This window comes from Roseofilum capinflatum BLCC-M114, assembly GCF_030068505.1.
Classification (GTDB): domain Bacteria; phylum Cyanobacteriota; class Cyanobacteriia; order Cyanobacteriales; family Desertifilaceae; genus Roseofilum; species Roseofilum capinflatum.
The window spans coordinates 38,297-64,858 of the sequence record NZ_JAQOSO010000079.1; the positions used below are offsets into that span (position 1 = coordinate 38,297).

General features: G+C 44.5%; 25 protein-coding genes and 3 pseudogenes. 9 read left to right on the plus strand and 19 right to left on the minus strand.

The window, feature by feature from the left end; translation table 11 throughout:
• Nucleotides 1-13 precede the first annotated feature (13 nt).
• Nucleotides 14-1,372: a sensor histidine kinase gene (locus PMG25_RS13670; protein WP_283767456.1), complete on the plus strand. Its 1,359-nt coding sequence runs from the start codon at nucleotides 14-16 to the stop codon at nucleotides 1,370-1,372.
• On the opposite strand, the gene PMG25_RS13675 is transcribed toward PMG25_RS13670, so the two are convergent.
• From PMG25_RS13675 to PMG25_RS13695, 5 genes and pseudogenes are all read right to left on the minus strand, one after another.
• Nucleotides 1,369-2,730 carry a (Fe-S)-binding protein gene (locus PMG25_RS13675; protein WP_347178835.1) on the minus strand — a complete coding sequence of 454 codons (1,362 nt, stop codon included), beginning with the start codon at nucleotides 2,728-2,730 and terminating at the stop codon, nucleotides 1,369-1,371. The two genes, PMG25_RS13670 and PMG25_RS13675, sit on opposite strands and share 4 nt — an antisense overlap.
• A gap of 180 nt (nucleotides 2,731-2,910) precedes the next feature.
• Nucleotides 2,911-4,179 carry an FAD-binding oxidoreductase gene (locus PMG25_RS13680; protein ID WP_283767458.1) on the minus strand — a complete coding sequence of 423 codons (1,269 nt, stop codon included), beginning with the start codon at nucleotides 4,177-4,179 and terminating at the stop codon, nucleotides 2,911-2,913.
• Nucleotides 4,180-4,244: 65 nt separating this feature from the next.
• On the minus strand, nucleotides 4,245-4,991 hold the full coding sequence (locus PMG25_RS13685) for a Uma2 family endonuclease (RefSeq protein ID WP_283767459.1): 747 nt from the start codon (nucleotides 4,989-4,991) through the stop codon (nucleotides 4,245-4,247).
• A 34-nt stretch (nucleotides 4,992-5,025) separates the two neighbouring features.
• Nucleotides 5,026-5,121 (minus strand): annotated as a pseudogene (locus tag PMG25_RS13690) (element excision factor XisI family protein); the annotation flags it as partial.
• 104 nt (nucleotides 5,122-5,225) lie between these two features.
• Nucleotides 5,226-6,587, minus strand: coding sequence for a helix-turn-helix domain-containing protein (locus PMG25_RS13695; protein WP_283767461.1), 1,362 nt, complete (start codon nucleotides 6,585-6,587; stop codon nucleotides 5,226-5,228).
• Between the two features lie 388 nt (nucleotides 6,588-6,975).
• Here PMG25_RS13695 and PMG25_RS13700 point away from each other — a divergent pair, with 388 nt between their 5' ends.
• From PMG25_RS13700 to PMG25_RS13710, 3 genes are all read left to right on the plus strand, one after another.
• Nucleotides 6,976-8,355 carry a radical SAM protein gene (locus PMG25_RS13700; protein WP_283767462.1) on the plus strand — a complete coding sequence of 460 codons (1,380 nt, stop codon included), beginning with the start codon at nucleotides 6,976-6,978 and terminating at the stop codon, nucleotides 8,353-8,355.
• Between the two features lie 63 nt (nucleotides 8,356-8,418).
• Entirely contained in the window at nucleotides 8,419-8,646 is a 228-nt protein-coding gene (locus PMG25_RS13705; protein WP_283767463.1) for a hypothetical protein, read from the plus strand.
• Between the two features lie 84 nt (nucleotides 8,647-8,730).
• A complete protein-coding gene (locus tag PMG25_RS13710) occupies nucleotides 8,731-10,134 on the plus strand; it encodes a slr1306 family protein (protein ID WP_283767464.1) in 1,404 nt (467 codons plus the stop codon).
• 119 nt (nucleotides 10,135-10,253) lie between these two features.
• Here the strand turns inward: PMG25_RS13710 and lepB are convergent, their stop codons facing one another.
• From lepB to PMG25_RS13725, 3 genes are all read right to left on the minus strand, one after another.
• Nucleotides 10,254-10,826: a signal peptidase I gene (gene lepB / locus PMG25_RS13715; RefSeq protein ID WP_283767465.1), complete on the minus strand. Its 573-nt coding sequence runs from the start codon at nucleotides 10,824-10,826 to the stop codon at nucleotides 10,254-10,256.
• Between the two features lie 233 nt (nucleotides 10,827-11,059).
• Entirely contained in the window at nucleotides 11,060-11,971 is a 912-nt protein-coding gene (locus tag PMG25_RS13720; RefSeq protein WP_283767466.1) for an ATP adenylyltransferase family protein, read from the minus strand.
• Between the two features lie 54 nt (nucleotides 11,972-12,025).
• The gene (locus tag PMG25_RS13725) at nucleotides 12,026-12,304 is read right to left on the minus strand and encodes a DUF1830 domain-containing protein (protein ID WP_283767467.1); all 279 of its coding nucleotides are present in this window, start codon (nucleotides 12,302-12,304) and stop codon (nucleotides 12,026-12,028) included.
• Between the two features lie 347 nt (nucleotides 12,305-12,651).
• Between PMG25_RS13725 and PMG25_RS13730 the strand changes: the two genes are divergently transcribed.
• The gene (locus tag PMG25_RS13730; protein ID WP_283767468.1) at nucleotides 12,652-13,623 is read left to right on the plus strand and encodes a protochlorophyllide reductase; all 972 of its coding nucleotides are present in this window, start codon (nucleotides 12,652-12,654) and stop codon (nucleotides 13,621-13,623) included.
• 71 nt (nucleotides 13,624-13,694) lie between these two features.
• Here PMG25_RS13730 and PMG25_RS13735 read toward each other — a convergent pair whose 3' ends face one another.
• The 8 genes from PMG25_RS13735 to pedR all read right to left on the minus strand — a co-directional run bounded on the left by PMG25_RS13735 (nucleotide 13,695) and on the right by pedR (nucleotide 19,785).
• Nucleotides 13,695-14,483 (minus strand): radical SAM protein, encoded by a 789-nt coding sequence (locus PMG25_RS13735; protein WP_283767469.1) that lies wholly within the window; start codon nucleotides 14,481-14,483, stop codon nucleotides 13,695-13,697.
• A 230-nt stretch (nucleotides 14,484-14,713) separates the two neighbouring features.
• Entirely contained in the window at nucleotides 14,714-15,520 is an 807-nt protein-coding gene (locus tag PMG25_RS13740; protein ID WP_283767470.1) for a hypothetical protein, read from the minus strand.
• Nucleotides 15,521-15,593: 73 nt separating this feature from the next.
• On the minus strand, nucleotides 15,594-17,003 hold the full coding sequence (locus tag PMG25_RS13745) for a hypothetical protein (RefSeq protein ID WP_283767471.1): 1,410 nt from the start codon (nucleotides 17,001-17,003) through the stop codon (nucleotides 15,594-15,596).
• Between the two features lie 72 nt (nucleotides 17,004-17,075).
• Entirely contained in the window at nucleotides 17,076-17,543 is a 468-nt protein-coding gene (locus PMG25_RS13750) for a PIN domain-containing protein (protein ID WP_283767472.1), read from the minus strand.
• On the minus strand, nucleotides 17,544-17,777 hold the full coding sequence (locus PMG25_RS13755) for a hypothetical protein (RefSeq protein WP_283767473.1): 234 nt from the start codon (nucleotides 17,775-17,777) through the stop codon (nucleotides 17,544-17,546).
• A gap of 134 nt (nucleotides 17,778-17,911) precedes the next feature.
• Nucleotides 17,912-19,186 (minus strand): histidine--tRNA ligase, encoded by a 1,275-nt coding sequence (hisS, locus tag PMG25_RS13760; protein WP_283767474.1) that lies wholly within the window; start codon nucleotides 19,184-19,186, stop codon nucleotides 17,912-17,914.
• The gene (locus PMG25_RS13765) at nucleotides 19,186-19,506 is read right to left on the minus strand and encodes a hypothetical protein (protein WP_283767475.1); all 321 of its coding nucleotides are present in this window, start codon (nucleotides 19,504-19,506) and stop codon (nucleotides 19,186-19,188) included. The genes hisS and PMG25_RS13765 overlap by 1 nt, the downstream gene beginning before the upstream one ends.
• Nucleotides 19,507-19,785 (minus strand): photosynthetic electron transport-dependent transcriptional regulator PedR, encoded by a 279-nt coding sequence (pedR, locus tag PMG25_RS13770; RefSeq protein ID WP_283767476.1) that lies wholly within the window; start codon nucleotides 19,783-19,785, stop codon nucleotides 19,507-19,509.
• A 264-nt stretch (nucleotides 19,786-20,049) separates the two neighbouring features.
• On the opposite strand from pedR, the gene PMG25_RS13775 reads away from it, so the two are divergent.
• Nucleotides 20,050-21,045: a carbohydrate kinase family protein gene (locus PMG25_RS13775; RefSeq protein WP_283767477.1), complete on the plus strand. Its 996-nt coding sequence runs from the start codon at nucleotides 20,050-20,052 to the stop codon at nucleotides 21,043-21,045.
• Here PMG25_RS13775 and PMG25_RS13780 read toward each other — a convergent pair.
• On the minus strand, nucleotides 21,033-21,203 hold the full coding sequence (locus PMG25_RS13780) for a hypothetical protein (protein ID WP_283767478.1): 171 nt from the start codon (nucleotides 21,201-21,203) through the stop codon (nucleotides 21,033-21,035). The genes PMG25_RS13775 and PMG25_RS13780 overlap by 13 nt on opposite strands.
• A 227-nt stretch (nucleotides 21,204-21,430) precedes the next feature.
• On the opposite strand from PMG25_RS13780, the gene PMG25_RS13785 reads away from it, so the two are divergent.
• Complete coding sequence (locus tag PMG25_RS13785) at nucleotides 21,431-22,165, plus strand: hypothetical protein (RefSeq protein ID WP_283767479.1); 735 nt, start codon at nucleotides 21,431-21,433, stop codon at nucleotides 22,163-22,165.
• Between the two features lie 146 nt (nucleotides 22,166-22,311).
• Nucleotides 22,312-22,455: pseudogene (locus tag PMG25_RS13790) on the plus strand (IS701 family transposase); the annotation flags it as partial.
• A gap of 103 nt (nucleotides 22,456-22,558) precedes the next feature.
• Here the strand turns inward: PMG25_RS13790 and PMG25_RS24485 are convergent.
• Together PMG25_RS24485 and PMG25_RS13805 are read right to left on the minus strand one after the other, a co-directional pair.
• A pseudogene (locus PMG25_RS24485) lies at nucleotides 22,559-23,764 on the minus strand (RNA-guided endonuclease InsQ/TnpB family protein).
• A 180-nt stretch (nucleotides 23,765-23,944) separates the two neighbouring features.
• Nucleotides 23,945-25,069 (minus strand): DUF2325 domain-containing protein, encoded by a 1,125-nt coding sequence (locus tag PMG25_RS13805; protein ID WP_283767482.1) that lies wholly within the window; start codon nucleotides 25,067-25,069, stop codon nucleotides 23,945-23,947.
• Between the two features lie 187 nt (nucleotides 25,070-25,256).
• On the opposite strand from PMG25_RS13805, the gene PMG25_RS13810 reads away from it, so the two are divergent.
• The gene (locus PMG25_RS13810; protein WP_347178831.1) at nucleotides 25,257-26,435 is read left to right on the plus strand and encodes an aldo/keto reductase; all 1,179 of its coding nucleotides are present in this window, start codon (nucleotides 25,257-25,259) and stop codon (nucleotides 26,433-26,435) included.
• Nucleotides 26,436-26,562: the final 127 nt, after the last annotated feature.

Consider the following 26,562-nt stretch of genomic DNA (forward strand, 5'->3'; position numbering starts at 1 on the left):
TCAGATCAAAAATATGGTGGCACAAGTGTCAGAAATAGCAACAGAGGTAGTGGCTCGATCCGGTCTAAACGCCACTGAAGTCAACATTGATTCAACTTTAGGAGATTTATCCTTATGGGAATGCTCTGTAGATGTGAGTCAACCGGGGCGTATTGTAGCGCAAATTTTCAAAGAGCATTCCCTACTACCCGGCGTTATCTTAACCGATAAGGGACAATTGGCAGGCATGATTTCCCGAAGACGGTTTTTAGAACAACTGAGTCGTCCCTATGGTTTAGAAGTTTTTATTCGCCGAGAAATTAGAGTTTTAAATCGACTCGCCAATCAAAAGGTGGGCGATCATCTTTCCCCCGGTCACCTGGTTTTACCCGGCAAAACACCCATTGTAGAAGCAGCCGTTCGATCTTTAGAGCGTCCTCCAGAAAAACTCTATGAACCTTTAGTCATCGAGTGTTCCACCCATAAGTATTGTTTGTTGGATGTGCATCAATTACTCTTAGCTCAATCAAAAATTCATGAACTCACCACCCAATTATTACGGGAAAATACTCAAGCTCATCTCATTCAAACTGAGAAATTAGCCAGCTTGGGGCAAATGGTGGCGGGATTAGCTCATGAAATTAGAAATCCAGTGAATACTCTATGGGGAAATGTGAAGTTCTTAAAAACCTATAGTCAGGATTTACTAGATTTGGTCGAGGCTTATGAGCAAGAAGCAGGTGAAGATCCCGAACCGATTGAAGACTTAAAAGAAGATATTGATTTTGAATATTTAGAGAATGATTTGCCGGAACTGATTGACAGTATGCAGGAGAGTGCCGAGCGCTTAAATCAATTAGTCGGTGGAATGCGGAACTTTTCCCATATGGGTGAAAACCACGCCCAACTTGCGAATCTTCATGAATGTTTAGATAGTACCTTGTTGATTTTACGCAATAAACTCAAATATGGGATTAACTTGGTGAAAAATTACGGAGAGTTGCCGTTGGTTGAGTGTTATTCTGGGCAACTCAGCCAAGTTTTCATGAACTTGCTCACTAATGCCATCGATGCTTTGAATGAGCGGGAAAAATCAGAGCAATGGCAACCAGAAATTATGATTACTACCCAATGGTTGACGGAACCGGATGAGTCAGAATGGGTTAAAATCCAAATTGCGGATAATGGGATCGGTATACCACTGGAGATTCAAGAGCGTATTTTTGAAACATTTTTTACCACAAAGCCCGTAGGTCAAGGGACGGGATTAGGGTTGGCGATTTCCCATCAGATTGTAACGGAAAAACACCAAGGCTATTTAAAGTTGCGATCGCAACCAGGAAGCGGTACAACCTTTGAAATTGGGTTACCAGTGAGTCGCTCGGCAGATTAATTGAGCGAGGATAGGGAAATGGAGCGCATGGAATAATCGAGTAGTTCGATGGGATGGAAAATCGAAACTGTCTTACCCTGCTGCTGTAGGTGTTTTTTGATCTGTAAACTACAGCCTGGATTCGCGGAGGCAATTATATCAGCTCCAGTATTGAGCAAATTATGCACTTTTTGATCCCCTAAACTTTCAGCTACATCTGGCTGCAACATATTATAAACGCCCGCACTACCACAACATAAGGCAGCATCAACCGGTTCTTTTAACTGCACACCAGGAATTTGTTTGAGGAGTTGGCGGGGTTGAACGCTGATTTTTTGTCCATGTAGCAGATGACAAGCATCTTGATAAACAATCTTCAACTCTTCTTCAGCTAGGGGAGAAAGTGGAGCCGTTAACCCCACCATAGCTAAAAATTCTTGAATATCTTTCACTTGACTAACAAACTGTTTCGCCTTGTCTCGATAGTTGGGATCGTCGGCTAAAATATGCCCATATTCTTTCAGGGTATGGCCACATCCTGCCGCGTTAATGATTACATAATCGAGGTCTAAATCAGCAAAAGAATCAATCATTTGCCGCGCTAAATCTTGGGCGGGTTTGGTTTGCCCCTGATGTTCGGGCAGTGCCCCACAACAGCCTTGACTTTTAGGAATAACGACTTCGCAGCCATTGCCGGTTAAAACGCGAATGGTTGCCGCATTGACGGGATTAAAAAATAGCCGTTGTACGCAGCCGATAATTACCCCCACTCGATAGCGTTTTTCCCCTTGAGCGGGGATGACATCTGCAAAGGAGTGACGCAGGGAAGCGAGGGAAATCTGGGGTAATATGGATTCCATGGCGGCCAATCTAGGGGAGATTTTTTTGAGCAGATTGGTGCGGCGAATCAGCGATTGTAAGCCTGATTTTTGATAGAGATAGAGGGGATAAAGGAGGGGAACTAAGCGATTGGGGTAGGGAAACAGATTGAAGATTAAGGAGCGAATAATCTGATCGCCAATATTGCGGTCAATATTGCGTTCGACTTGGTGGCGAGTGGCAGAAATGAGTTTATCATACTGCACGCCGGAAGGACAGGTGCTGACACAGGCTAAACAGCCTAAACAGGTGTCAAAATGTTGGGAGGTAGCGGGGGCTAAGGGGGCTTCACCTTGGTTAATGGCATCCATGAGGTAAATGCGTCCTCTGGGGGAGTCCATTTCTTGCCCTAAAACGCGATAACTGGGGCAGGTGGAGAGACAAAAACCGCAATGAACACAGGCGTTAATTAGCTCCGGTTCGGGGGGATTTTGGGGATCGAATCCAGGGGAAAGATGGGGATTTTGAGATAAGAAGTTGCTGTTTTTGGCGGGGGTCATGAAAAGAGGGAATAGGGAATAGGGAATAGGGAATAGGGAATAGGGAATAGGGAATGGGGAATGGGCCGTTCCTACCCTACCCATTGACTGGATATGGTTTTAATTATGCAAAAAAATGTTACTTTTGTGCAAGGTGAAAAACATGGGTTCTGCTAATTGATACTATAGAAATCCAGTGGATCAAATGAAGCGATCGCAACTGAGTAAGGAATCAGGATCGAATTGATGCTTGAGGGTTTGCATGATTTTTAGGGCATTTCCGGTATAGCCCCATATGTCTATGGCTTTTTTGAGGGATGGAGGCGCTTCTAAGATGGAGAGAAAGCCGCCATGGGAGGTGAGATAAGAGCGCAGTTCTAGGAGTTGGGTTGAGCGGATTTGATTGCATCGGAGTATACCTAATCCGGTTCGAGCGTGGATCGCACATTCACTTTGCACTTGAACAAGCTGTTGAATTTTGGACAACAGGTTAACGGCTTGGATGGGACGAATGCCGAGTTTGCAAACCACTTTTTGGGGGTGGGGTTCCCAGAGCTGATGTTGCCAGGTTTGCCAGTGTTGAGTTTCGTCTTGCTGCTCGTAAATTTGGGCGCTTAATTCTAAGGTTTGACCGAGTTCGAGTACCCGTTGGGTTTGTTCTTGTACGCTTAGGGGTATGCTTTGGAACCGAGCAGCAAGCAATATTTCATCGTTTTGGGGTCTGAGATCGAGGGCGGTGGGGGTTAGACTGGAACTCAGTAGGGTTTGGGTGGCTTGGGCGATCGCCTCTGGATTGCCTGAAAGTATGATGGTGGCGGAACTTTGGGGAATGGGATACAGGCGAAAGGTGGCTTGGGAGATGATGCCTAAACTGCCATAGCTGCCGGTGAAGAGTTTCATGAGGTCATAACCAGCCACATTTTTAACCACTCTGCCCCCAGCTTTGGCTATTTCGCCATCACTGCGGATAAAGGAGATCCCAATCAGGCGATCGCGCACACCGCCATACCGATGTCGCCAACTCCCAGTATCTGCCGTAGCAATGATACCGCCGATGGTGGCTTGGTTGGGGTAGGCGGGATCGAAGGCTAAAAACTGGTTATGGGTCGCTAAAAATTGATTCACCTGTGCTAAGGTGATCCCCGCTTCTACGGTAAGGGTGAGATCTCCGGCTGCATGTTCTATAACTTGGTTAATGCGTTGGGTACTGATGAGGAGATCGACGGGTTTACCGATGCCACCCCAATGAATTTTACTGCCTGCTCCCCAGGGTAAGACACGCCATTGGTTGGCTTTGGAGAGTTTCATGATTTCGCTCAGTTGCTCTTGAGTTTCAGGATACACCACGGAGGGAGGGGGCGATCCAGGTTGCCAAGCTTGTTGAAAACGCTGTTGTAGGGAGGCTTCGAGCTGCTCAAAGGGCAACAGGGGGCAGATATCGGGGAGGGAGGTAGGGGCGATCGCAGTCACAGTGAGAATGGATAAGGTTAGAGTCTATTGTCTATGATACTGTGCGATCGGCGATCGGTCGTCGATTATGGGTCTAGGCGATCGGGATCGATACCTAATTCCCTCAGTTTTTGAGCGAGTTTTTCCGCTTTCTGTTGAGCCGATAATGCCCGTTGTTCCGTCGATAATAGCTGTTGTTCCGTTGATAATAGCTGTTGTTGAGCTGAAATAATTTGCTCTTCCGGTGTTAAATAGCGCTCTCCCTGCTCATCATACCAATAGAGCCATTCTCTCTCTATTCCTTGATACGTTCCCTCCGCTCTACCGATGCCTAAATTTAACTCGGATAACCACACCGGTTCCCCGGACAATAATTCATATGCACCAGCTTTTAGTTCATAGACTTCCAGCTTCTGTTTCCTTTTCCGCAAAGGATTATAGATCGCATAATATAAAATTCCCAGTTGGGCATATTCTTCTTTTTTCTGAGTATATTCTTTCCGTCGTTTATGGGAAACCACTTCTAACACCAGGGTGGGCAATTTCTGCTCTTCCCACAGCACATAGGAGAAACGTAAATCCGAGTCAATAATTCTTGGTACACCCACACTCAAAAAGCCATCGGGGACAATAGCAGGTTGATTCGGATCGTAATAGATTCCCATGTCTACTCCAAAAAACCAATCCATCCGTTCTGCCCAAATTAAAGCCAGCATCGCCTTGAGCAAACTGGGAATTAAATCTTGTAGTTCGTTATCCACGGGAGTATCATCCGAATCGGGTAAATCTTCAGCAGAGGGTAAGCAAGCTCTGGGATTATAGTTGAGTAACATAGGCTTGTTGTGTATCTATCCATTACAGTATAGTTTAAGCAAGACCATACTTGGTATAAGGACGTTTGTATGGGGGATGTAAACCGAGAATAATATCTGAAGGGGGAACGCCTTTATCTACCAACTCTTGCACCTCTTGGACAATTTGACGATACTTTTCTAGTTTTTCCATTCGACAACCTCCTCTAAATTGGGGTCATATGCGATCGGGCTGAGACGGTTTCCTTACTCATATTAGCCTACAAATTTGAGATATTCTTGAAAAATAGGATTTAGGGTAAATGACGGTCGATCGCCCTGAACTGAATTTAATAGATAGCGCCTACTCAAAGACTGCAAACCATTCACAACTTCTAGAGAAGATAAGTTTAAAGCATTTCTTAAATCATCCCTGGAAAGAGGTGCTGTTGTCCGACTCATCTCTAAACTGATGTTTTGTTCTACTGGAGATAGCCTCATCCATAAGGTGTTCCAAAGTAATTTTATCTCTTCTGTAAATATCAAACTTTCCTCAGCAATAAACTCATTAACATGACCTGAAAAGACTTCTTTAATCAAACTAGAGATGGAGTGCAAATATAAAGGATGTCCGTGATAAAGATTACTGAGGTCTAGTAATTTTTCTTCCGGGGGTAAGCCCTGATATTGCAGAAATTCTACAGCATCAGTATTTAACCCTCCCAGTTCTAAAGATTGAATGGGGTATAACTGAGCATCCAAAGAAATCATTTCTGAAAATTTTTCTTGACTAATCAGGATTAAACAGCTTTGATGTGAAACTTCTGCCATCATTTGGAAAAATGTTCTATACTCTGTATATTCGGGCTTATACTGTCCCGCAAATTGTCCAGGAATAAATAGATTTTGTACATCATCAAGCACTAGCAAACATCGCTGATTCGATAATAGTTCAAAAACTTGGTTAATTTGTTCATCAAGCCCCAGGCTCTTTTCTATTTCTGGGTTAAAAGTTCCTAAAACATCATGTAGTAGATGATTGAGAACTTTGGAGAATTTCAAGCTTTTCCAGATTGCAGCATCCCAAGAATCTAAATGTAAGTCAATAAATTGCCTAACCAGCGTTGTTTTACCAATACCACTTAATCCCGACACTGCCATCAGACGAGTGGGTTGATTGAAAATAGACTCAGAAAGTTTTTCTAGTTCCTCGCTGCGTCCTTCAAAGTAAGTAATCTCAGGTGCGAGTGCTAAATCTATAAGAGAGTTCAGACTTGCTTGACTGTTTGTAGTAGTTGCTTGGTGTTTCTCTGATTTCTCCGGACATAAATTAAAGTGACTATGGATTCCAACACCAACTACTTGAGACGAATTAATTGGAATATTCCATCTTTCAATTGTCGCCCGAAAATTAGATTTATTCACATCTTCTTCTAACCGTTCTGACAAAATTCGCCATAGCTTATACCCCACATCTCTCACCCGACTCTCACTGCGATGGCATTCTTGAGCAATTTCTTCATAACTTTCCCCTTCCCATACCCCTTTGACTACAGCCTTTTGAATGTCATCTAAGTGTTTTCCTGTTTCAGCAAAGACGAGGCGATCGGCAAATTGTAACACTTCTGTAACAACCATAGAGTGAAGATAGAGTAAGGGTTTCCGCCATTATAACTCAGTATCATACAGGCTCTCACGATATTTCACGATTGTCATTGAAATATTTATTGATAAAACTCAGGCTTGAATAGGATATTTGAGTATTTAGTTATTTTCAAATTAAGGGGTATTATTTTTAATAATCTCTATGAAATAGGGTATGCACCATGACTGAAAACAAACAGGTCAAAATCCAGGTTAAACCTGAACAAATCAAAACGACTAAGCCTGATTCTTTATTTAAGAACCGTGCTACTTGCCAACGTCGTAGCTAGATAGCTATATTTTTTGCCTATCATGGCTTCTGGATTCAAAAAAGTTATGGTGGGCAAATATTTCTTGTTAACCTAGATTAAGGATAAATAATATGGAAACTACAGCTTACCAGCAGTCTCGCTACTTTCATGCTGTCGATGGTGGTAATGGAATTTTTTTGATTTATCATGCTCTCTTTAATCAGCCACGAGAAGTAGAAGAATCTGTTGTTGATTTTATCCATCTTTTTCAAGAACCTAAAACACTTGATGAAATTGCTGATTATTGTGAAGGTGATATAGAAGAAGTCGTTAAAACTTTAGCCGACTTGCATTTATTAGAATATGAGAGCAACGACGAGCTTGAGCTACTAGAAGCGTTGCATGAAGATTTTTTAACTGAATTAAAACAAGGAAATAAACTTCAGCGACTTGAATTAGCCATTAGTAATGCTTGCAATTTTGGTTGTAAACATTGTATGCACTTTTTGAATAATGATTTTGAAACTAGAAATTCTCCAGAATTAAACATGAGTGCTGAAACTGCGAAAGAAAGCATTGACAAATTTATTAAAAAAGTGCGATTGAGTGAAAACTCGTTGGTCAGAATTCATTTTGGCAATGGTGAACCTCTGCTCAACTGGAAAACTTTGCTGTTTGTTTTGGAATATTGTGAATCCATACCAGATATTCAATTCTTTTATGCAATTAATACTAATTTAAGCTTATTAAACTGCCAAAAAGCAGAAACACTCAAAAAATATAAAGTTAAGATCTCTACCTCTCTTGATGGACTCCGTGAAACCAACGATTTAATCAGGATTGATGCCAAGGGACAGGGGACTTTTGATAAGATTTTAAGCAAAATTCGTTTACTGGAATCCATTGAATATCCAATTGATGGGTTTTCTGTAACGGTGACAGATACAAATTTTGCCTTGATTGATGAACAGGTCATAGACTTGGGAAAATCTTTGGGTGTAAAAGATGTTTCAATGGATTTTGATCTGGTTCGTTCAACAGCAATTCCGATTGAAGATTGTGTCAACAAGATTATAGACTTACGGCGTTATGCTCATCAACAAGGATTGAATTTTTATGGCACTTGGGAAACTCCTTACAGAATCTTAATGTCCCACTCTTGGCTGTCTGAACCTCATGCATTTTGCCCATCAATGGAAGGTAAAACAATTGAATTTAATGTAGATGGAACTCTAAAAACTTGTGGGCATACCAATACAGTTGTAGGGAATTCACTAGAGTTTGAGAAATGTTTTGAACAAGGCAGTTTGTATATGCAACTTATTCAAAGTCGTTTACCCGGCAATAATCAATTCTGCAAGGGTTGTGAAATTGAAGGTTGCTGTGCGGGTCAATGTCATGTCACATTAGAATCTGCAAAAAAAGATTCTGATTTGGTTCAGCGTACTTGTGAACTAATGAAAAGGACAACTAAAAGACTTATTGTTGAGTATTTACAAGGAAGAGAATAATTTAATTATGGTTGATATTTGTTGAAATATTACTTTTTTTATTCAGTCAGAAACAATGAGTTTATGTCAGAAATATCAAAACCTAAATCTAGGTTTGTTTTGCCCCATAAAGGACAGACCCTTCAAGAGCAGATAGATAAAAATCAACCGGCTCTTGCCCTCTTAAAACAGTGGATAGAAGAAGAACCAACCCCAGAAGAAGTGCATGACCGAGAACAATATTGGCAAACGGTAAAGGAAATCATCGATCGCGAGCGTCCATCAGGCTTTAAGTTATATCATCAAGAATGATCGTCACGGGGTTACCCGATCGCCCCCCAATGCCCCCCAATCGAGTTAAGCTAGAGATCTGGTTGGGTTTAGTGGAGAATATCGATGGCAACACTCATACGTCGTCCTCTGTTAGTTGGTGGCTTAGGATTAGGGGCTATCCTGTGGTTATGGGCAAATGTCCAAAGTTCCGTGAGTGAATGGGGAGAATGGGTTACCCTGGGGGCGATCGCCTGGGGTGGGATTTGGTGGTGGCGGCAAAAGTCTGCCTCTGCTTCCGTGGAAACCCTGCCTCAACGGGTAAACCGGGAAACTTTGGAGCAGACGTTTACTCAGGTTGAAGGGGCGATCTCCGAATTAGCCACAGAAGACGTTGATGTTTCCAGTTGGCAAAACCGCTTGCATGAACTCAGAGCCGAAATTAACCGCAAAACCCTCAATATTGCCATTACTGGCGGTAGAAATGTGGGCAAAACTAGCCTGTTGAATCTCCTCTCTCAGGATTGGCAAATTGTAGAAACCCCTGCCCTGTTTACGCCGAATCCGAGCGCCGAAACTCAAAGCCAGATTGAAGCACAACAGAGCAACAGTGATGTGATTCTGTTGGTTATTTCGGGAGATTTAACCGATTCTGAATATCAAACCCTAGAACGGCTCAAAAATAATCATCACCATGTTATTTTAGTCTTCAATAAACAAGATCAATACTTACCCCAAGAACTTCCCAGCATTCTGCAACAAATTAACAGCCGCATCACCGGCACACTAGAGCAAGAGGATTTAGTCGTAACTGCCGCTATCCCTCAAGCGATCAAAGTCCGCAAACACCAACCGGATGGCACAGTAAACGAATGGATGGAACAGCCAGCGCCCCAAATTGAAGCCCTGACAACCCGTTTGGCGCAAGTGGCTACCGCTTCTAGTGCGCCCATTTTAGGGACGATCCAGCGCCAAGCAGAAGCCTTACAGGGCGAAATTCAAGCCGTCTGGAACCAGAAACGCCGCGATCGCGCTTTGCCGGCGATCGAGCAATACCAATGGATCGCCGCTACCACTGCCTTCGCTAACCCCATTCCCAGCCTCGATCTCTTGACAACGGGCGCAATTACCGGTCAACTGATTTTAGACTTAGCCAAAATCTATCAACCCAACCAATCCTTCACCCTCCAACAAGGTCAAAAAGTCGCCGGAACCCTAGGTGAACTAATCGTCAAACTCGGCTTAGTCGAACTCTCCACCCAAACCATTACTCATGTTCTTAAAACCAACGCCATCACCTATACTGCGGGTGGACTGGTACAAGGCATCAGCGCTGCCTATTTAACGCGCATTGCCGGATTAAGTTTAGTTGAATATTTCCAAACCCAAGACTTTAATCCAGAACAGGGATTAAACCTAGATAAATTGACCTCCATTATCAAACAAGTCTTTCAACAGAACCAGCGCACCGCATTTGTGCAATCTTTTGTCACGTCAGCAGTGCAGAGGTTAAAAACCGTTCAAGTTTAAGACCATCTGTAGGGGCGAACGGCCGTTCGCCCCTACATACCAAATTGTAGTTCAATGAAACCCCTACAAGACAAGATAAGGGGGAGGCTTGAGACCCATTTCTCCGGTAGTAACTCGATCTAATGATGAATAAGTTCTAGACGGTCGAGGGGCCAAAAGCGAAATGCAGCCCGACCGATAATATTGTTCTGGGGTAAGAACTTCCAAATATGGGAATCATTACTATCGTTGCGGTTATCTCCCATGACAAATAATTGTCCTTGGGGGACTTGTTCGGGCCCCCAGTGGTATTCTGGCGGTTCAGCAATATAATCTTCTTGAAGGGGTTGTTGGTTCAGATAGACTTTACCCCCAGAAACTTCCACGGTTTGACCGGGTTGACCAATGACTCGTTTAATAAAGGCTTGATCTTTGCGGTATCCTTGCGCTTGCAGTTGAGGGGGAGGTTCAAAGACAACGATATCACCGGTTTCGGGGGGATGGAAATGATAGGAGACCTTTTCAATGACAAGGCGATCGCCCACTGCTAAGGTGGGAAACATGGAATCAGACGGAATAAACCGGGGTTCAGCGATCGCCGTCCGCACTACAAGAGCAATCATTACAGCGATCGCGATAATGATTACATTTTCCCGATGTTGATGCCATAGATTTCCCCAACCCGAACGTGAGGATTTTGAAGGGTCTGTCATTTCAACTCAATAGGTCACAGACTGTTCATTGTACCCAACCGTGGGTTATTCTCGCAATTGCTTCCCTGCGATCGACAGGGCAAACCCATACTCGAAATGAAAAAATCAGCGAATGCCATATTGAACCCGGAGGAACTTTCGAGCTGCTTCGGAAACTCGGATTGAAAAATAGCCACACCGAGCAACTCTAACCTTGTTAAGGAAATCACCGGTTGCACTCGCGTATAACCTTTTTATAATCCAGCAACTTGCTGTAATAAGTTCATTAATCCTAAGTGTTTTAACTGTTCCAGTTGTTGAGCATCTCGGACTAATAAGGCTCCGGCAAACCCTAGGGAATTGACGGAAATAGAGTGATAAGCGTCCTGAGCGCGGGGAATGACCATCATCCATCGGCGGGTAATGAGTAAATTATAGGCTCCGGTTTGTTGAATGCCTGGGTCTCCTTCTCCTAAGCGTCCGACGTGCCGCAGGAGCTGGTGGTAGTGGTTCAGGGTCACCTGAGCGGCGTTTTCTGGACTGTTAACTATTTCAGGGTCAAAAAAGATAATCCCATGGGGAAAGGGCAGTTGATGGCTCTGATAGGGGCTGCTCTGGGATGATTTGGGGTCGAATACCGTCTCGATCGGGATGGCTATGCCTTGGGGAATGAGGGGGAGGGGAACGAGTTGTAAGTGTTTGTGGGGTTGACTTGCACCTGCATCGATGCCACCGTTGTAGAATCCAAGACCATCAATTTCCGCAAGGGCAAACCATAAGGCTTGAAAGTCGGCGAGGGTGAGCCAGTTTTCTTGGGATTCAAAGTCACGGGTGACGATGAGGATATGGCGCTCTACGACGTTGTATTTGTTGAGCAGACAGTGGTGAGTGGGGGAGATGTCGCTGACGAAGAGGTTGCGATCGCAGGGCAGAAATGGGTTAACCGGTTTGCTAGAGTCTTTAGTGCCCTGTTGTTTGCGTTTTTGGGCTTCTTTACGGGCGAGGTTAGAGACAATTCTCACCAAAAAGGGAATTCCGCTATCTTCGATGATCTCATAGTCGGTGAGAATGGGATGGAGGGCCCCACACTTTAAGGCATACTGGGTTTGTTGGCTAATGCGTTCAATGAGTGTGCCAGGGGGGAATAAGGTCGAGTTTGCTTGCATCCGTGGTTGGGGCCCTTAGTTTCTTCCGCTATGATACGGCTTTAGGGGTCGGATTTAAACAGAAAGGGGTTCGGGTTCGCTCATGCTGAGGCGATCGCAGACTATCTCATTAACTAACTTGACGCTTTCTGGCTCATCCTCTTGATAAATTTCTAAATGGGCTGATGGAGGGGCTTCAAATAATAGATATTCTTGGGGGAATACCACCCGTTCAAAATACCAATTGGAAATATTAGAAATTCGGGCAATTTGAATCGATTCAGTGGTATTTTTATAGCTACAGACTAAACGCTGAGAATCGGTTGTAGACAAGGAATCAAGAATTTGGCTCATGTTAAGAGGAGATTAATTGAATTTTAACTAAACAGTGGGCCTCTCTGAGAACGGATTCAGAGCAAGATGGCATTAAAAGAAATGACTAACCCTATTTTATTATAGCGAGTTTTTTGCGATCGGGTTAATCATGGAAAAAATACATAATAAACATGCAATTTCAGTCTATTTATGGACTCTTGACTAGGTTTTCCCTCTTGCCTTTTGCCTTTTGCCTTTTGCCTCCCCCTCACCTATAACCTTAACTTGTGACCAATTCCCATTACCCATTACCGCGCGAAGCGCTGTATGCTAATAAGTCTAGACCGAATCTCACACACTTGGGTCAATCGAGTTTAATCAACCATATGGGACAAAAACGTAACTTAACTGCAATCATCACAGGCGCATCCTCTGGAGTCGGCTTATATGCAACTCAAGCGATGGCCAAGCGAGAGGACTGGCATGTTATCATGGCTTGCCGCAACCTAGAGAAGGCAGAAGCGGCGGCTAGAGAGCTAGAAATTCCCAAGGATGCGTATACAGTTATGCATTTAGATTTGGCAGACTTACAGAGCGTGCGTAACTTTGTCAATGCCTTTCATGAGAGCAAACGCGCTCTAGATGTGTTGCTGTGCAATGCAGCCGTGTATCTACCGTTACTCAAGGAACCCCAGCGATCGGTAGATGGCTATGAGGTGAGTGTCGCGACGAACCACCTGGGTCATTTTCTGTTATGCAACCTGCTCTTAGACGATCTGATTCAGTCTAAATTTTCCAATCGCCGTCTGATTATCCTGGGAACAGTCACGGCAAATACGAAAGAATTGGGCGGTAAAATTCCTATTCCTGCACCTCCAGATTTAGGGGATATGAAAGGATTGGAACAAGGGTTTAAAGCGCCGATTTCCATGATTGATGGCAAGAAATTCAAGTCAGGTAAAGCGTACAAAGATAGCAAACTTTGTAATATGCTGATTACCCGTGAGCTTCATCGCCGCTATTATGAATCGACGGACATTGTATTTAATTCGCTCTATCCGGGATGTGTGGCGGATACGCCCCTATTCCGCAACCATTATCCTCTCTTCCGGACAATTTTCCCCCTCTTCCAAAAGAATATTACCGGTGGCTATGTTTCCCAAGAATTAGCGGGAGAACGGGTTGCTGACGTGATGGCAGAGCCAGAATATCAGCAATCTGGAGTCCATTGGAGTTGGGGAAACCGGCAAAAAGAAGGCCGCAAAGCGTTCGCGCAGGAACTTTCAGCCGAAGGAAGTGATGTGGAAAAGGCGAAACGTCTATGGGAGTTGAGTGAAAAGCTAGTGGGACTCTCTTAATTTAGATTGAGGGGGCGATCGCCAACTCAGAAGAGGCGATCGCTCTTTCTCAAAAGCTTGTTTAAAATAACTTACCCTCGATAGCGCACGGGAATCTTAGTCTCTTGTTCAATTTCTTCAGCAAAGGCTTGCAATACTTCTAGCTCCACACATTTTAAGCGTCTCACCTCATAAGACCGTTCATCATAATGATTTCCCCGGCCATCTAATTGCCGTTTGACGGGTTTCGGACGGGAGGGGGTATTGAGTTGAATTTCCACCGGCGATAAGGCTTTCATCATCTCGATATACTGATGGCGCGTTTGAGTATCCCATGGAGTCAAAATCATGGTTTGTACGCCAATTTCTCCAGAATACTGTTGGCGAAAATCGAGCATTCCTTGCCACATTTGCTCTAAATCCAAGCCGTCTACGGGACGATTGACGCAGTTGAGGGGTTTGGCGGTAACAGCATCTAGTTTAAGCGAAAGGCGATCGCAATATCTCAAATCCGCTTGCACCTGCGGATCATCCAACAGCGTCCCATTCGTTAGCACCAGCGTCGGTCTTTGGGTCATGTCCTTGATGCCTTGCAAAATTTCCCCTAAATTTAAGGCTAATGTCGGTTCGCCACTCCCACTGAGCGTTACCACATCCACATCCCAAGGAGCAAACCCCTGTAAATCCCCCAAAATCGTTTCTGTCGGCACATAAATCGCCCGCTTTTCGGTCACAATCTCAATCTCTCCCAACTGACAATAGACGCAATTAAATGAACAAACCGACGTTTGCCCAATCGGATCTATGCCCAGCGATCGCCCATAACGCCAAGAAACCACCGGCCCATACACACTCTTAAATTCCGTCGTTGTCGTTACCATGTCCATTCTCTCCATCTATGCTCAAAAAACGCGCTTCCCTCTCTATTGTGACCGAAACCCGAAAAAAGCATCAGGATTTAGCCCTCATCCCCCAGCCCCCTTCGGCTTCGCTCAGGGCAAGCCTTCTCCCACAGGCGCTGCCCTGAGCGAAGTCGAAGGGAGAAGGGGAGAAAGTCCCTCTCCCGTGGGAGAGGGATTTTCCGCAAGCGGACATGAAAGGGAGAGGGCAACTACCGCTCCACCGCAGGAGGAGTAAACCGAATCTCAATGCGTCTGCGACTCGGATTATCCCGACCATCCGTCGGCGCAAAATTCCCCGAAACCCCATACAATTGAGCCGCAGAATACGCCTTAAACTGTAACCCCATCGACTGCAACCGGGGATTGCTTTCTAACACCTTCACCACCGCAACCGCACGCATCAACCCCAAATCCGCATTCGATCCCGGATTCAGCCGAGAAACTGACGCACTACCAGCCACCACATCCTCTAAAACTCCATCTAAATTACTCACACTACCCGTATTTTCTTGACCATCCGTATGACCAATCACCTCCACCACATAGCCCTGATAATTTTGGGCAAAGTTTTCAATTTGCGTCACTAAATCCTCTAAAATGTACTGTTGGAAATCAGAAGAAAGTTCAGCACTCCCAGAGGGAAAGCTTCGCGCTTGAGACTCTCGTAACACAATCACCGGAGGGGATTTTAACCGTTCGATTTCCCCTTGCAGCTTTTGCACCACATTTTCCCGCCGTTGCAATTGATCTTGCAGATTCGCCACCTGACCTTCTAACCCTTGCACAGCGCTGGTTCTGCTATCTAACTCTAGTTGCAGATTGGCTAATTGGGACTCTAATTCTTGCGATCGCGTCACATTGGCATCAGAAACCGATTTCAGAAAAAATGATTTAATTAACGCTAACAGCAAAAACAACGTTAAGATCATAAACGCATTGGACATCAAATCCGTAAACGCTGTCCAAATTTTCAGATCTTCTTGAGTAGTTATATTGCGATATTTACGACGAGTCATGATATATAGAGATTCACACTGCTAATGGGTCAAACCAGATTTATCCTATTCCCTATTCCCTATTCCCTATTCCCTAATTCGATTTACTTTCTAGGGCGCGGCGCAGTCTCAGCAGCTCTGTCTGGGTTTCTTTCATTTGTTTAATATTATCTTGAATAGATTCTGAAGTCGTCACATGACTCCCTAAATTTTCCATTCCTTGCCCAATAGCGCGAGTCACCTGATTCAAAGCCGTAACCACTTGCTTCAGTTCCGTTTGCAACTCATCTAAATCTTCCGCTTTAGCAATGGTGCGCCGTTGCAATTGATCGACCGCTTTCACTGCCATTTGAAAGCCCTGAGTCCCCGCTTGCAATTGGGCAATCATATTCTCAAGAGATTGTTGACTTTGCTGTTGGGTTTCAATGACCTTTAAGGAAGTCAGATGACTTTGGCTCATCTGATCGCCAAATTTAGACAACCGCTTACTATAACTTTGTAATTCTAAGGCAGCAATCTCAATAGTTTGCACCGAAGTTGTTAAGCTATTAATCGATTGATCGAACCCGCGCTGAAGTTGCCCTAAACTATGAGTTGCTGTGGCTAAACTTTGGGGAAAGGGACTATTTTCTAACCGTTGGGCAACCGCTAAGAAATGATCGGCAGATTGCTTAAATTCGTCTGTGCTTTGGCTAATGGTTAAGATGGATTCCGTTAATCGACTATAAACTCTTTCTGCCAGTTCTGCGGCGCGATGGTTTTCAGTTGCCAACTCTTCCATTTTTTCTTTGAGGGCTAATTCTACCGAGGCGCTCACCATTTGCCCAAATCGATTAAGAAAGCCTTCAAAGGAGTGATTCATCCCTTGAATCATGCGATCAAAGCGGGTATTATGTTCTAAGGTTTGTAGATAAACATTATCTAGATAGTCTTCGAGAGCATCAACAAATTTGGTTTTGGCGATCGCGGTATTAAACAGTCCATTGACGACGGTTAAGACGGCGCTAAATAAGATGGAGACTAAGCTAGTAAAAAAGGCAATCCCCATGCCTTGTAGAGGTTGTTGCAACGCTTCTAATAAAGCGTTAATGTCTGTGGCGGTGCTATTACTGATGGTTTCACTTAAGGCAGTTAGATTTAAGGTGATGCCAATAAAGGTTCCCAGAAGTCCGACGGATAATAGCAAGTTGGGCAAAATTCGCCCTAAATACTCAATTTGATCGCAGGATAAAAACAGAACTTTCTCTTGACTATAGACTTGATCGATGAGCGCTCCAGTGTTAACTTGTTCTAAGCGAGTAATCGATTCTGCATACCGTTGTTCTACATATTCAATGATTTCGGGTTTGCGGTTGAGGGGTTGCCAGTGAATCAATCGCCTTACTTTTTGCGAAAGAACGGTAAGATGTAAATGGAGTGCCATCCTTAAGAGAATTGCCCCTAGGGAAGGGAGAATGACTAGGGCAATGGTAAAGATAATCAGGTAGGGAGGAATAAGAGCCATAGGAACAATTAACAATTATGGTTATTTCAAATAACAATAAAACATCGTGTAAGAGACAGGACAAGCGATGTACTATAATTTGATATCCTTCCAATCTCTTGCTGTAGAAAAACGACTCAAATGTTTAATATTTTTGGTTGCAATAACTACATAACGGCCGGGATACTCTTCTTGTAAGATTTGGTAGTGAGCAGAAATAATGAGATCAATATCTAGGGCTTGGCGAGGAGCTGTCGGTTGTCCTTGCAACTGAGCCTCTGACCAAATTTCTGCTGCTCTGTACAATACATTGTTAGTCACCTCAAGGAATTCTATAACATTACTTAGATCATTGAGGTTTTCTAATCCGTTTATTTGGCGATCCTGTTTCAAAGCAAGTGTTAAGGATCTTCTAATCTCATAATCACAAATATATGAAGTTACGACTCTAGACCCTCTTGCTAGTAAAGAATATAACCATTTTTGACATTTATCGTTCTCTGAAGAAATATTAGGATTACAAAGTACCCCCAAGATAGAACTATCTATAAAAACGATCATCTAATTTTCATTATTTTCAGAAAATAGCTTCTGTCCAACGGGGCGATGATTATCGATCGTTTCATAAACAAATCGCCAAAATTCTAAATCTTTTTCAGTTGTTTTCTTACGACGATTTCGATCCATCATCGCTTTAAGGATCTCCATCGCTTTTTGATTCTTGATAATTTGCTCTTCTCTATCCCATTCAGAATCTGAGCCTACATTACTGATGTGCTGTTTTTCTCGTATCATTGAGTTTAGAGCCTCCATTGTTTCTCCTTCATTCTACTTAACCAGACTAAGATTACAGCCTATTATTGTATATACTTCTGATCTATTCAGAAAATGGTGACGAAAATGGGTTTAAGGGAGTTCCGTGGTCGAGTTTAGGAGTGTTTATCGAGTTGCTGGCGTAAATAGGGGGTGTTGCTTAAGAGATCGGTTTGTTCGAGGGTTTGTTGTTCTTTGGTGGCCATCCATTTGAGTTGTACTTCTTGGTTTTCGGCTTCTCGATCGCCTAAAATCAAACAAGCGATCGCCCCACTTTTGTCCCCGCGAGCCATTTGTTTCTTCAATGCTGCACCACTCAGGTCGAGTTCTACAGAAAATCCGGCTTCGCGCAATCTCTGAGCCAGTTTCAAGGATTGGCGCTGGGGCAATTCTCCCCTAGAAATGAGATAAAAATCGAGGGTAGACTGGGGAACCTGAGCCAGTTTTTCGACTAAAATCATCAAGCGCTCTAATCCCATAGCCCAACCGACGGCCGGGGTTTCTTTGCCCCCCAATTCGGCGACTAAGCCATCATAGCGTCCGCCCCCACAAACGGTGGCTTGGGCCCCTAAATCATCGGATTGAATCTCAAAGGCGGTATGGGTATAGTAATCGAGTCCTCTAACTAGGCGAGGATTAATCTGATAGTCAATCCCCAAATCTGTCAGTAGGGTTTGCACCTGTTCAAAATGATTGCGGGAGAAGTCGCCTAAATACTGTAATAAACTGGGTGCATCTTGGACAATTTCTTGGGTGCGCTTGTCCTTGCTATCCAAAATCCGTAGGGGATTACGGGTTAAACGGTCTTGAGAGTCGGCATCTAACTCTTCTTTATAGGGAGTCAGATAGTCAACCAGGGCTTGACGATAGTTTAAGCGGTCTTCCCGGTTGCCGACTGAATTGAGGTCTAACTTCAGGGATTTGAGGCCGAGGGATTTAAGGATTTGGGTGGCAATGGCGATCGCCTCAGCATCCGCTCTCGGATCGGCAGTTCCGATCGCCTCCAACCCCAATTGATGAAACTGCCGTTGTCGTCCCGCTTGGGGCCGTTCATAGCGAAACATGGGCCCCATGTACCAGAGACGCTGAAGCCCTTTAGCGCTCAGACTATGCTCGATATAGGAGCGAACCACTCCAGCCGTATTTTCCGGTCTCAGGGTAATGGAGCGATCGCCGCGATCGGTAAAAGTGTACATCTCCTTTCCGACCACATCCGTCGCTTCCCCAATTCCCCTGGCAAACAGTTCCGTTTGCTCAAAAATCGGCGTGCGAATCTCCTGATAGCGGGCCTGAGATAGAATTTTCCGGGCGATCGCCTCCACCCACTGCCACCTAGCCACCTCATCGGGCAGAATATCGCGAGTTCCTCGTATACCTTGCAGTTGTGCCATTACTTTTCATCAATTGATTTCCAGACACCATAGCGATCGCTATAGTAAGCCAAGATTTGATCCATACGGGCCAAATCCTCAGCCCCCAGATCCTCCGGGTATTCGATCCACATGCCCCCAACCTGGCTTAAATAATAATTAAACTCCGAGTTAGAGCGCTGATACAGCCCCGTATTCACACCATCAATTTGACGCAAATGGGCGGCGACCTCGCGGTATACCGCCAGGGGTAACTTGTGCCAAGCCAGAGTTCGTCTCTTCTGGTTCCCAGTCGAAGCCAGGACAGATGCAGATTGGGGTTTCATAGGTAAAGATGACATTTATTCGTCTTCTGGTTCCGTAGAGTCGTTGGGTAGAGTGCAACAATTGACCTCATCTATGCATACTTTACCCCATTTCATTGCCCATCGAACCAACTCAACCCGATTATCGGTCTTCGTCTTTTTGAGAATATTGCTAATGTGATTGTCTACTGTGCGCTTACTGATTTCTAACCGTTCAGCAATATCCTGGTTAGCTAATCCCATGGCCACGAGTTCAACGACTTGAACTTCACGGTCTGAGAGAGACATGGACTTCATTGATTCGCTAACAGTCATAGTGATTATCGATCTCTACTAATGGAAAGCATATATACTCTAGTATATCTACTTAAGTTATAATTCAATGCAATCTCTGCAATTGTATTGTTGATTTCTAATTGAGCCAATCAATTTTTGAGCCGTGGCCTGGCACTAGAAAAATCTTCATAAGTCCGATCGCCAGTAGCAGCCCACGATCCCCGCTAGAGGACGGATCATAAGGGTGATAACGACCGGGAATAGTAGTACACTGAGGGTTCTAGGCTTACGGCAAAATTTTCTATGAATACAGCTCAGGTTCTGTGCTTAGGTGAACTTTTATTCGATTGTCTGGCGGACAAAGCTGGACTGCCCTACGATCAGGTTAAGTCCTGGACTCCCTACCCAGGAGGCGCTCCGGCTAATGTGGCCTGTCGATTAGTGAAGCTAGGCACTCCATCAGCGTTTATTGGCAGTGTAGGATCGGATGAGGCCGGCGATCGCCTGGTGAAGTTCCTGCAAGAACAACAAGTGGATATCCAAGGCATTCAACGGCATCCGAGTGCCCCCACCCGACAGATTTATGTGGTTCATTCCTATAAGGGCGATCGCTATTTTGCAGGCTTCGGAGGGGTGGAGACTACTGCCTTTGCGGATGCCTATCTTGATGCTGCTTTCTTGCCCATAGACCTATTTAAAGAGGCTGAATATTTAGTTCTGGGAACCCTAGAGTTAGCTTATCCCCAAACCCAGGAAGCCATTCACAAAGCGTTGGAGATTGCTAATCAATATCATCTGAAACTGGTCGTCGATGTCAATTGGCGGCCGGTTTTTTGGCCCGATCCGAATTTGGCCAAACCTTTAATCTATGATTTGTTAGCCCAAATAGATTTTGTCAAAGTCAGCGATGAAGAAGCCCAAGTCTTGTTTGAAACGACCGATCCTTTGGCGATCCGAGACCGGTTTCCGGATTTAGAAGGGGTAGTAGTCACAGCAGGCGATCGCCCTATCCATTATGCGATCGGGGAAGGAGAAGGAACTGTAGGGGCTTTTTCAGTGCCCGTTAAAGATACAACCGGTGCAGGGGATGGATTTGTGGCAGGTTTTATTCATCAACTCAATCGCTACCGGATTTCTAGTCTACAAGATCCCCAGAAGGTGAAGGAAATTGTCACGTATGCGGCAGCCGTGGGCGCACTCACAACCCTAGAAGCAGGGGCGATCTCCCCCGGGCCAACGGCCGAACAGGTGGACAGCTTTCTGCAAGAACGGGGCATCAGTTTGTCCTATTTGTCTTGAGATTGATCGATGCGAATTTTTATTCCGGCTTTGAGATAATCGGCGATCGCCTCTGCGAGTTTTTCTTCGGGGGTTTTCTTCTCTTTCGGTTTCTCCACTAAGGTCTCTTGAGTCCAGAGAATGACGATAATGGCAAAAATGGCGATCGGCAAAAACATGGGAGTACCTCCTAAATCAGTAGAAAAAATCCCATCCTTACTTGGATGGGATTTCAGAGCATTTAATAAGGGTCTCTATAGGGATCTCAGAAAAAAGACGGCGATTTTATGCGAAATCCGGGAAATTGTTACAAAACTTAATAATAGGGAGATTAACCATTCCCTGTTCCCTATTCCCCATTCCCTATTATTCTTATATGAGAAGAGCAAGATTGGGAGTTCTAGTTATGAATCGCTTTCTGTGGAGTGCCATCAGTATTTCTTTACTTGGGACAGTGGGCTGTAGTGCGCCCTATACCTCCCAAGCAGAGGTTGAGATCGAGCCAGAAGTTGCCGTTACCCCTTCTCCCTCACCGCAGGTTGCGCCCAAAGAGAATCGCCCAATTCTAGCCCAAATTCCCCAATTAACGCCTTCAACCTCGGCTGAGGAACGGTTAGCGCAGCTCAAAGAAGGTCAACGCGACCCTTTCAGCCCCTTAGAAGCAAATCCCATTGTTACTCCAAGACAGATTAAGAAAACTCCCACTCCATCGACTCCTCCCCCAGAAGTGACGGTTAAACCCAATCCCGCCCCCTCCCCAGTTAAACCCTTACCTGCTCCCCCTCCACCCCCTCCCCAGGACGTGCCTCAATTGCCCACTCTACCCGTCAATCCTAGCCTCCAACAACTCCCTCAAACCATTGAAGTGTCTCAAAGCCAGCCCGTACCCACTCCTAGCCCGGTCAAACCATCGGGAGCAGAAGCGGTCAAAGTCACGGGAGTGGCGGAACTACCGGATGGAATGCGGGCTATTCTTAAGGCTCCGGATGAACCGACTTCTCGTTATGTGGTGGCTGGGGAATCCCTGTCCAACGGTAGAATACGGGTGAAACGGATTGAAATCGCTTCTAGCGGTAATCCGATTGTGGTGTTAGAAGAAAATGGTAAGGAGTTTGTTAAAACGGTGAGCGATCGCCCTTAAAAATCCTATCAAGTTCGGGTAATCAATCAAAATATAGCAGTAAGGTGGGCAGGGTTGGTATAATCGAACTTTTCCTTTTTCTGTCACTCTCCGAGAATGAAGATAGAATAAAATAGAGTATCAATAGCTAAAAGCGAGATAGAGCAATGGATGTAGAGTTACAGATCTTAAAACATTTGCCCAGATCTCCAGAAACTACAGTTTCGGTTGTCGATCAATATTGTGACTCTTATCAAGAGATGTTTGGTGATGTGAGAAGTTATGAATATTTTAAATACTTGCATTTAGGTTGGTTTGAATAGTATCTTGAATAATTTTCGTTTACTGATTCAGCCGACCCTTCTGTTCTGGTCAATTGTTCCGTGGTTAGATGTGGTTCCGAGTTCTTATTTATTACGAGGATTCTTGGTTCACGGAGATTACTTGCTTAGACAGAATTACTTCTGAGAAAGTAGAGGTATTCTCTCCCCAAGCGTTTATTGGGTCTAGCCCAAAAGTTCCCGTATGCCCTACGGTACTTAGTCCTTTTTTCAAAATATTGATGGCTGCATTTTCGTCTCGATCCAATACACAACCACAAGTACATACATGGGTTCTTGTTGATAGAGATTTTTTCACCATTTCACCGCATTTAGAACAGTTTTGAGAAGTGTAGTTGGGTGAGACAGCAATTGTTATCTTGCCGTATTTAATCCCAAAATACTCTATCCATTCTCTAAATTGATGCCATGCCGCATCATTTATACTTTTAGCTAGACAGTGATTCTTAACTAAGTTTTTAACTCTTAAATCTTCATAAGCTATCACATCGTTAGAGTGAACTACGCACCTGGCTGACTTTACAGCAAAGTCTTTACGTTGCCTACTGATTTTAAGATGAGCTTTAGCTAATCTTTGTCTAGCTTTTTGTCTATTTTTACTCCCCTTTGTCTTTTTGGATAAACGTCTTTGAAGCGTTTTTAGTCGTTTCTCAGACTTTCTCAAGAATTGAGGATTCTCTACCTTGTTCCCCTCACTATCCGTATAAAAAGAAGACAAACCCACATCTAAGCCAATTCACTTACCTGATGGTTTAACCTCTTCTTTGACTTCACAAGAAAGCACAAATTGACAATAATAACCGTCCGCTCGTCTAATCAGTCTGACTCGTTTAATATCAGACTTTTGAAAATAAGCTAAATCCCACGTTCCTACTAACTTAAGAACGCCTATATTATTCTTGTCGGTGAACTTAACAGTTTTAGGGTCAAGAAGTTTCTACCCAGATTGCTTATACTCAACAGAGCGACTAAACTTCTTAAACTGAGGATAGCCTTTTTTCCCTGGTATTTTGCGTTTACAGTTATTGTAAAACCGACTAATCGAACTCCAAGCACGTTCAGCACTTGCTTGTCTAGCACTTGAGTTTAATTGGTCAGCAAAATTAAAGTCATGGGCTAAAACTTTAGAGTATCGATATAAATCCTTTTTACCCGTTCCTGGTGTATCCATCCATAACCTTAAGCACTTGTTACGGATAAATTGAGCGGTACGGATAGCCTCGTCTATCCCTTTATACTGTTGAGTTTTAGCTTTTACCTTGAACTCTAAAACAAACATTTTACGCAAAACTTGCTTGGATAAAATCAGCATAGCGCACCAAAAGTTGACTTGACAACCTTGAAATTTCAAAAGCCGTCCTAAAAGGACGGGGCTTTAAACCCAAATTTTCGGTAAGGGAAATGGGAAATAGGAAAACACTACAAATGCGAAGAGAACCCATTACCCATTATCCATGACTTAGGATTTGGTGGAATTATTTAACCGACGAGCTAAAAGTCTTGATTTTAAGGCAATCTCAATTCTTTCCAAAACCTTGGTCATCCCTGTGGTATTAATCATCTCTGGAGTAAGATCCGAAGTTTGAGCCGCTTGCATGGCTTTTTCTGTGAGAGCATGGCTGGCATAACCGGTAATAATTAAAACTAAATCGGCCGTGGCAATATGACTTTCCATTTGTTGAGCCATTTGTAGCCCATCTTGAGCGGTACACCAATTTAAATCCACTTTAGAAGCTCGCAAGCGATTTTTGACCGCCGTGGCTAATTTATCATGGCCTCCAAATACGACAACTTTGCCTTCCAAAAGCATGTAGGGGTTGGGTTGTTTTTCCGATACCCGATGGCGAGTTTTGGGTTGAACATTACGAGGTAATTCTACCCTGGCTCGGTTTTCCATGGCTTTGTCGTAGATAAAATTTAGGGTTTGTTCATGGCTGCCCCGCAAGCGAGCCACGGGCCCTTCTTTACTATATAAATTAATTTGATTAATCAGGGCTTCAATCACGTCTTCTAGCCCTTGAATGGCTTTCAGGTCTTGAATATAGGGACGAATGGCAACGGCTGCATCGGTGGCACTATAAAAGTCTTCTTGTTCAGCAATCATATCGAGTAAATCGGCTTTCAATTCTTGCCGCCAGCGATAGGTTTGCTCGGCTAACTGTTCATCGAGTAAGCGTTCTTCATTGAGAATCAGTTGGCGATCGGCTACTTGAGCTGCTAAAACCGGAGCTTCTTCAAGTTGTTTCCGTAAATCTGCCGCTTTGTCTTCTAATTTTTGTCGGGTAACACTATCTCCTAAACTTAAATTATCGAAGTCAGCAAGGGTCTTTTCCACGTCAGCTAATAAAGGTTTTAGTCGTTTTTCAATTTCGGCAACGGCGGCTTGAACCTGTTCATCCCGTTGTTGCTCTAAACGACTGGCTTCGAGTTCAAGTTTAGCGGCTGACAATAAGTCTTGAACGGAATTTTCTAAATGATCTAATTCTGAGATATCCATGTTCATGATTAACTGAAGATAGGTAAACGTCACTAGGGTCTGCCCTGGATATGCCCAACCTCCGCCGTAACCATCCAAAACAGACATTACGTTGATCTTATCGTTGATTGCCGTCAGACTTGTAAGTTGGCTCTAATTCTTTATGTCTTCTGGGGATCAGTGGTAGGATGACGGGGGTGGGTAAAATTTGGCGAAAAAGTGTGAACTAGGGTTCACCATTAGGGCGATCGCCCTATTTTCCCAGACCCCCTGAATCCGATCAACCCCATCAATCATGCAGTATCGACGATTTGGCAGAACCAATCTACCAATGCCTGTCTTCTCCTGTGGAGGGATGCGCTATCAATACAAGTGGCAAGATAAGCCCCTATCCGAAATTCCAGAAGAGAATCAGCACAATCTAGAGGCGACGATTCGCCGTGCTTTGGAGGTGGGAATTACCCATATCGAAACGGCGAGGGGCTATGGGACATCCGAGCTACAATTGGGTCAAGTTTTACCCAAACTACCCCGCGATCGCCTGATTGTGCAAACCAAGGTGGTTCCCAAACCCGATCCCGAAGAGTTTCGCCAAAACCTAGAAACCTCGCTCCAGAACCTACAACTCGATACCATTGATCTGTTAGGGATTCATGGGATCAATACTCAAGAGATTATCGAGCAAACTGTCCGTCCTGGGGGCTGCTTGGATGTGGCCCGGGAATACCAGAAACAGGGCAGAATTCGCTTTATTGGCTTCTCGACTCACGGCCCCACGGATATCATTACCCAAGCCATTGAAACCGGTCAATTTGACTATGTAAACCTCCATTGGTACTACATTAATCAGACCAACTGGCCGGCGATTCAAGCGGCTCAAAAGCACGATGTAGGGGTGTTTATCATCAGTCCCTCGGATAAAGGGGGGCAACTCTACAAACCACCACAAAAATTGGTGGATCTTTGCGCTCCCCTGAGTCCGATGGTCTTTAATGACCTGTTTTGCCTCAGTCATCCCCAAGTCCATACCCTGAGCTTAGGAGCAGCCCGTCCGAGTGATTTTGAGGAGCATCTGAAGGTTTTGCCCCTGTTAGATCGGGCTGATGAAGTCCTACCGCCCATTCTCCATCGGTTAGAGGAGGCGGCGATCGCCACTTTCGGAGAAAATTGGTACAAAACTTGGCATGTCGGCCTCCCCACTCCCGAAGAAACTCCCAATAACATCAACATTCCCATTATTCTCTGGCTGAGGAATCTTGCCCTCGCCTACGATTTAGTCGAGTATGCCAAAATGCGCTATAACCTCCTCGGCAATGGCAGCCACTGGTTTCCCGGCAATAAAGCCCATAACCTGAAGGTTGACCTGAAACCCTGTTTAGCCAACAGTCCCCATAGAAACATCATTCCCGACCTCCTCCGAGAAGCCGACCAATTGCTTGGTGGGCAAGAGGTTAAGCGCCTATCCCAGTCCTGAGCAATTAACACTTCGGCTCCGCTCAGTGACCCATTAAAAATTAAAAATTAAAAACAACCTCTAAGGTGGGAGTGAGATTGTCTACAATAGGAATCAATGATGAAGTTTACGTCAACATACTATCCCT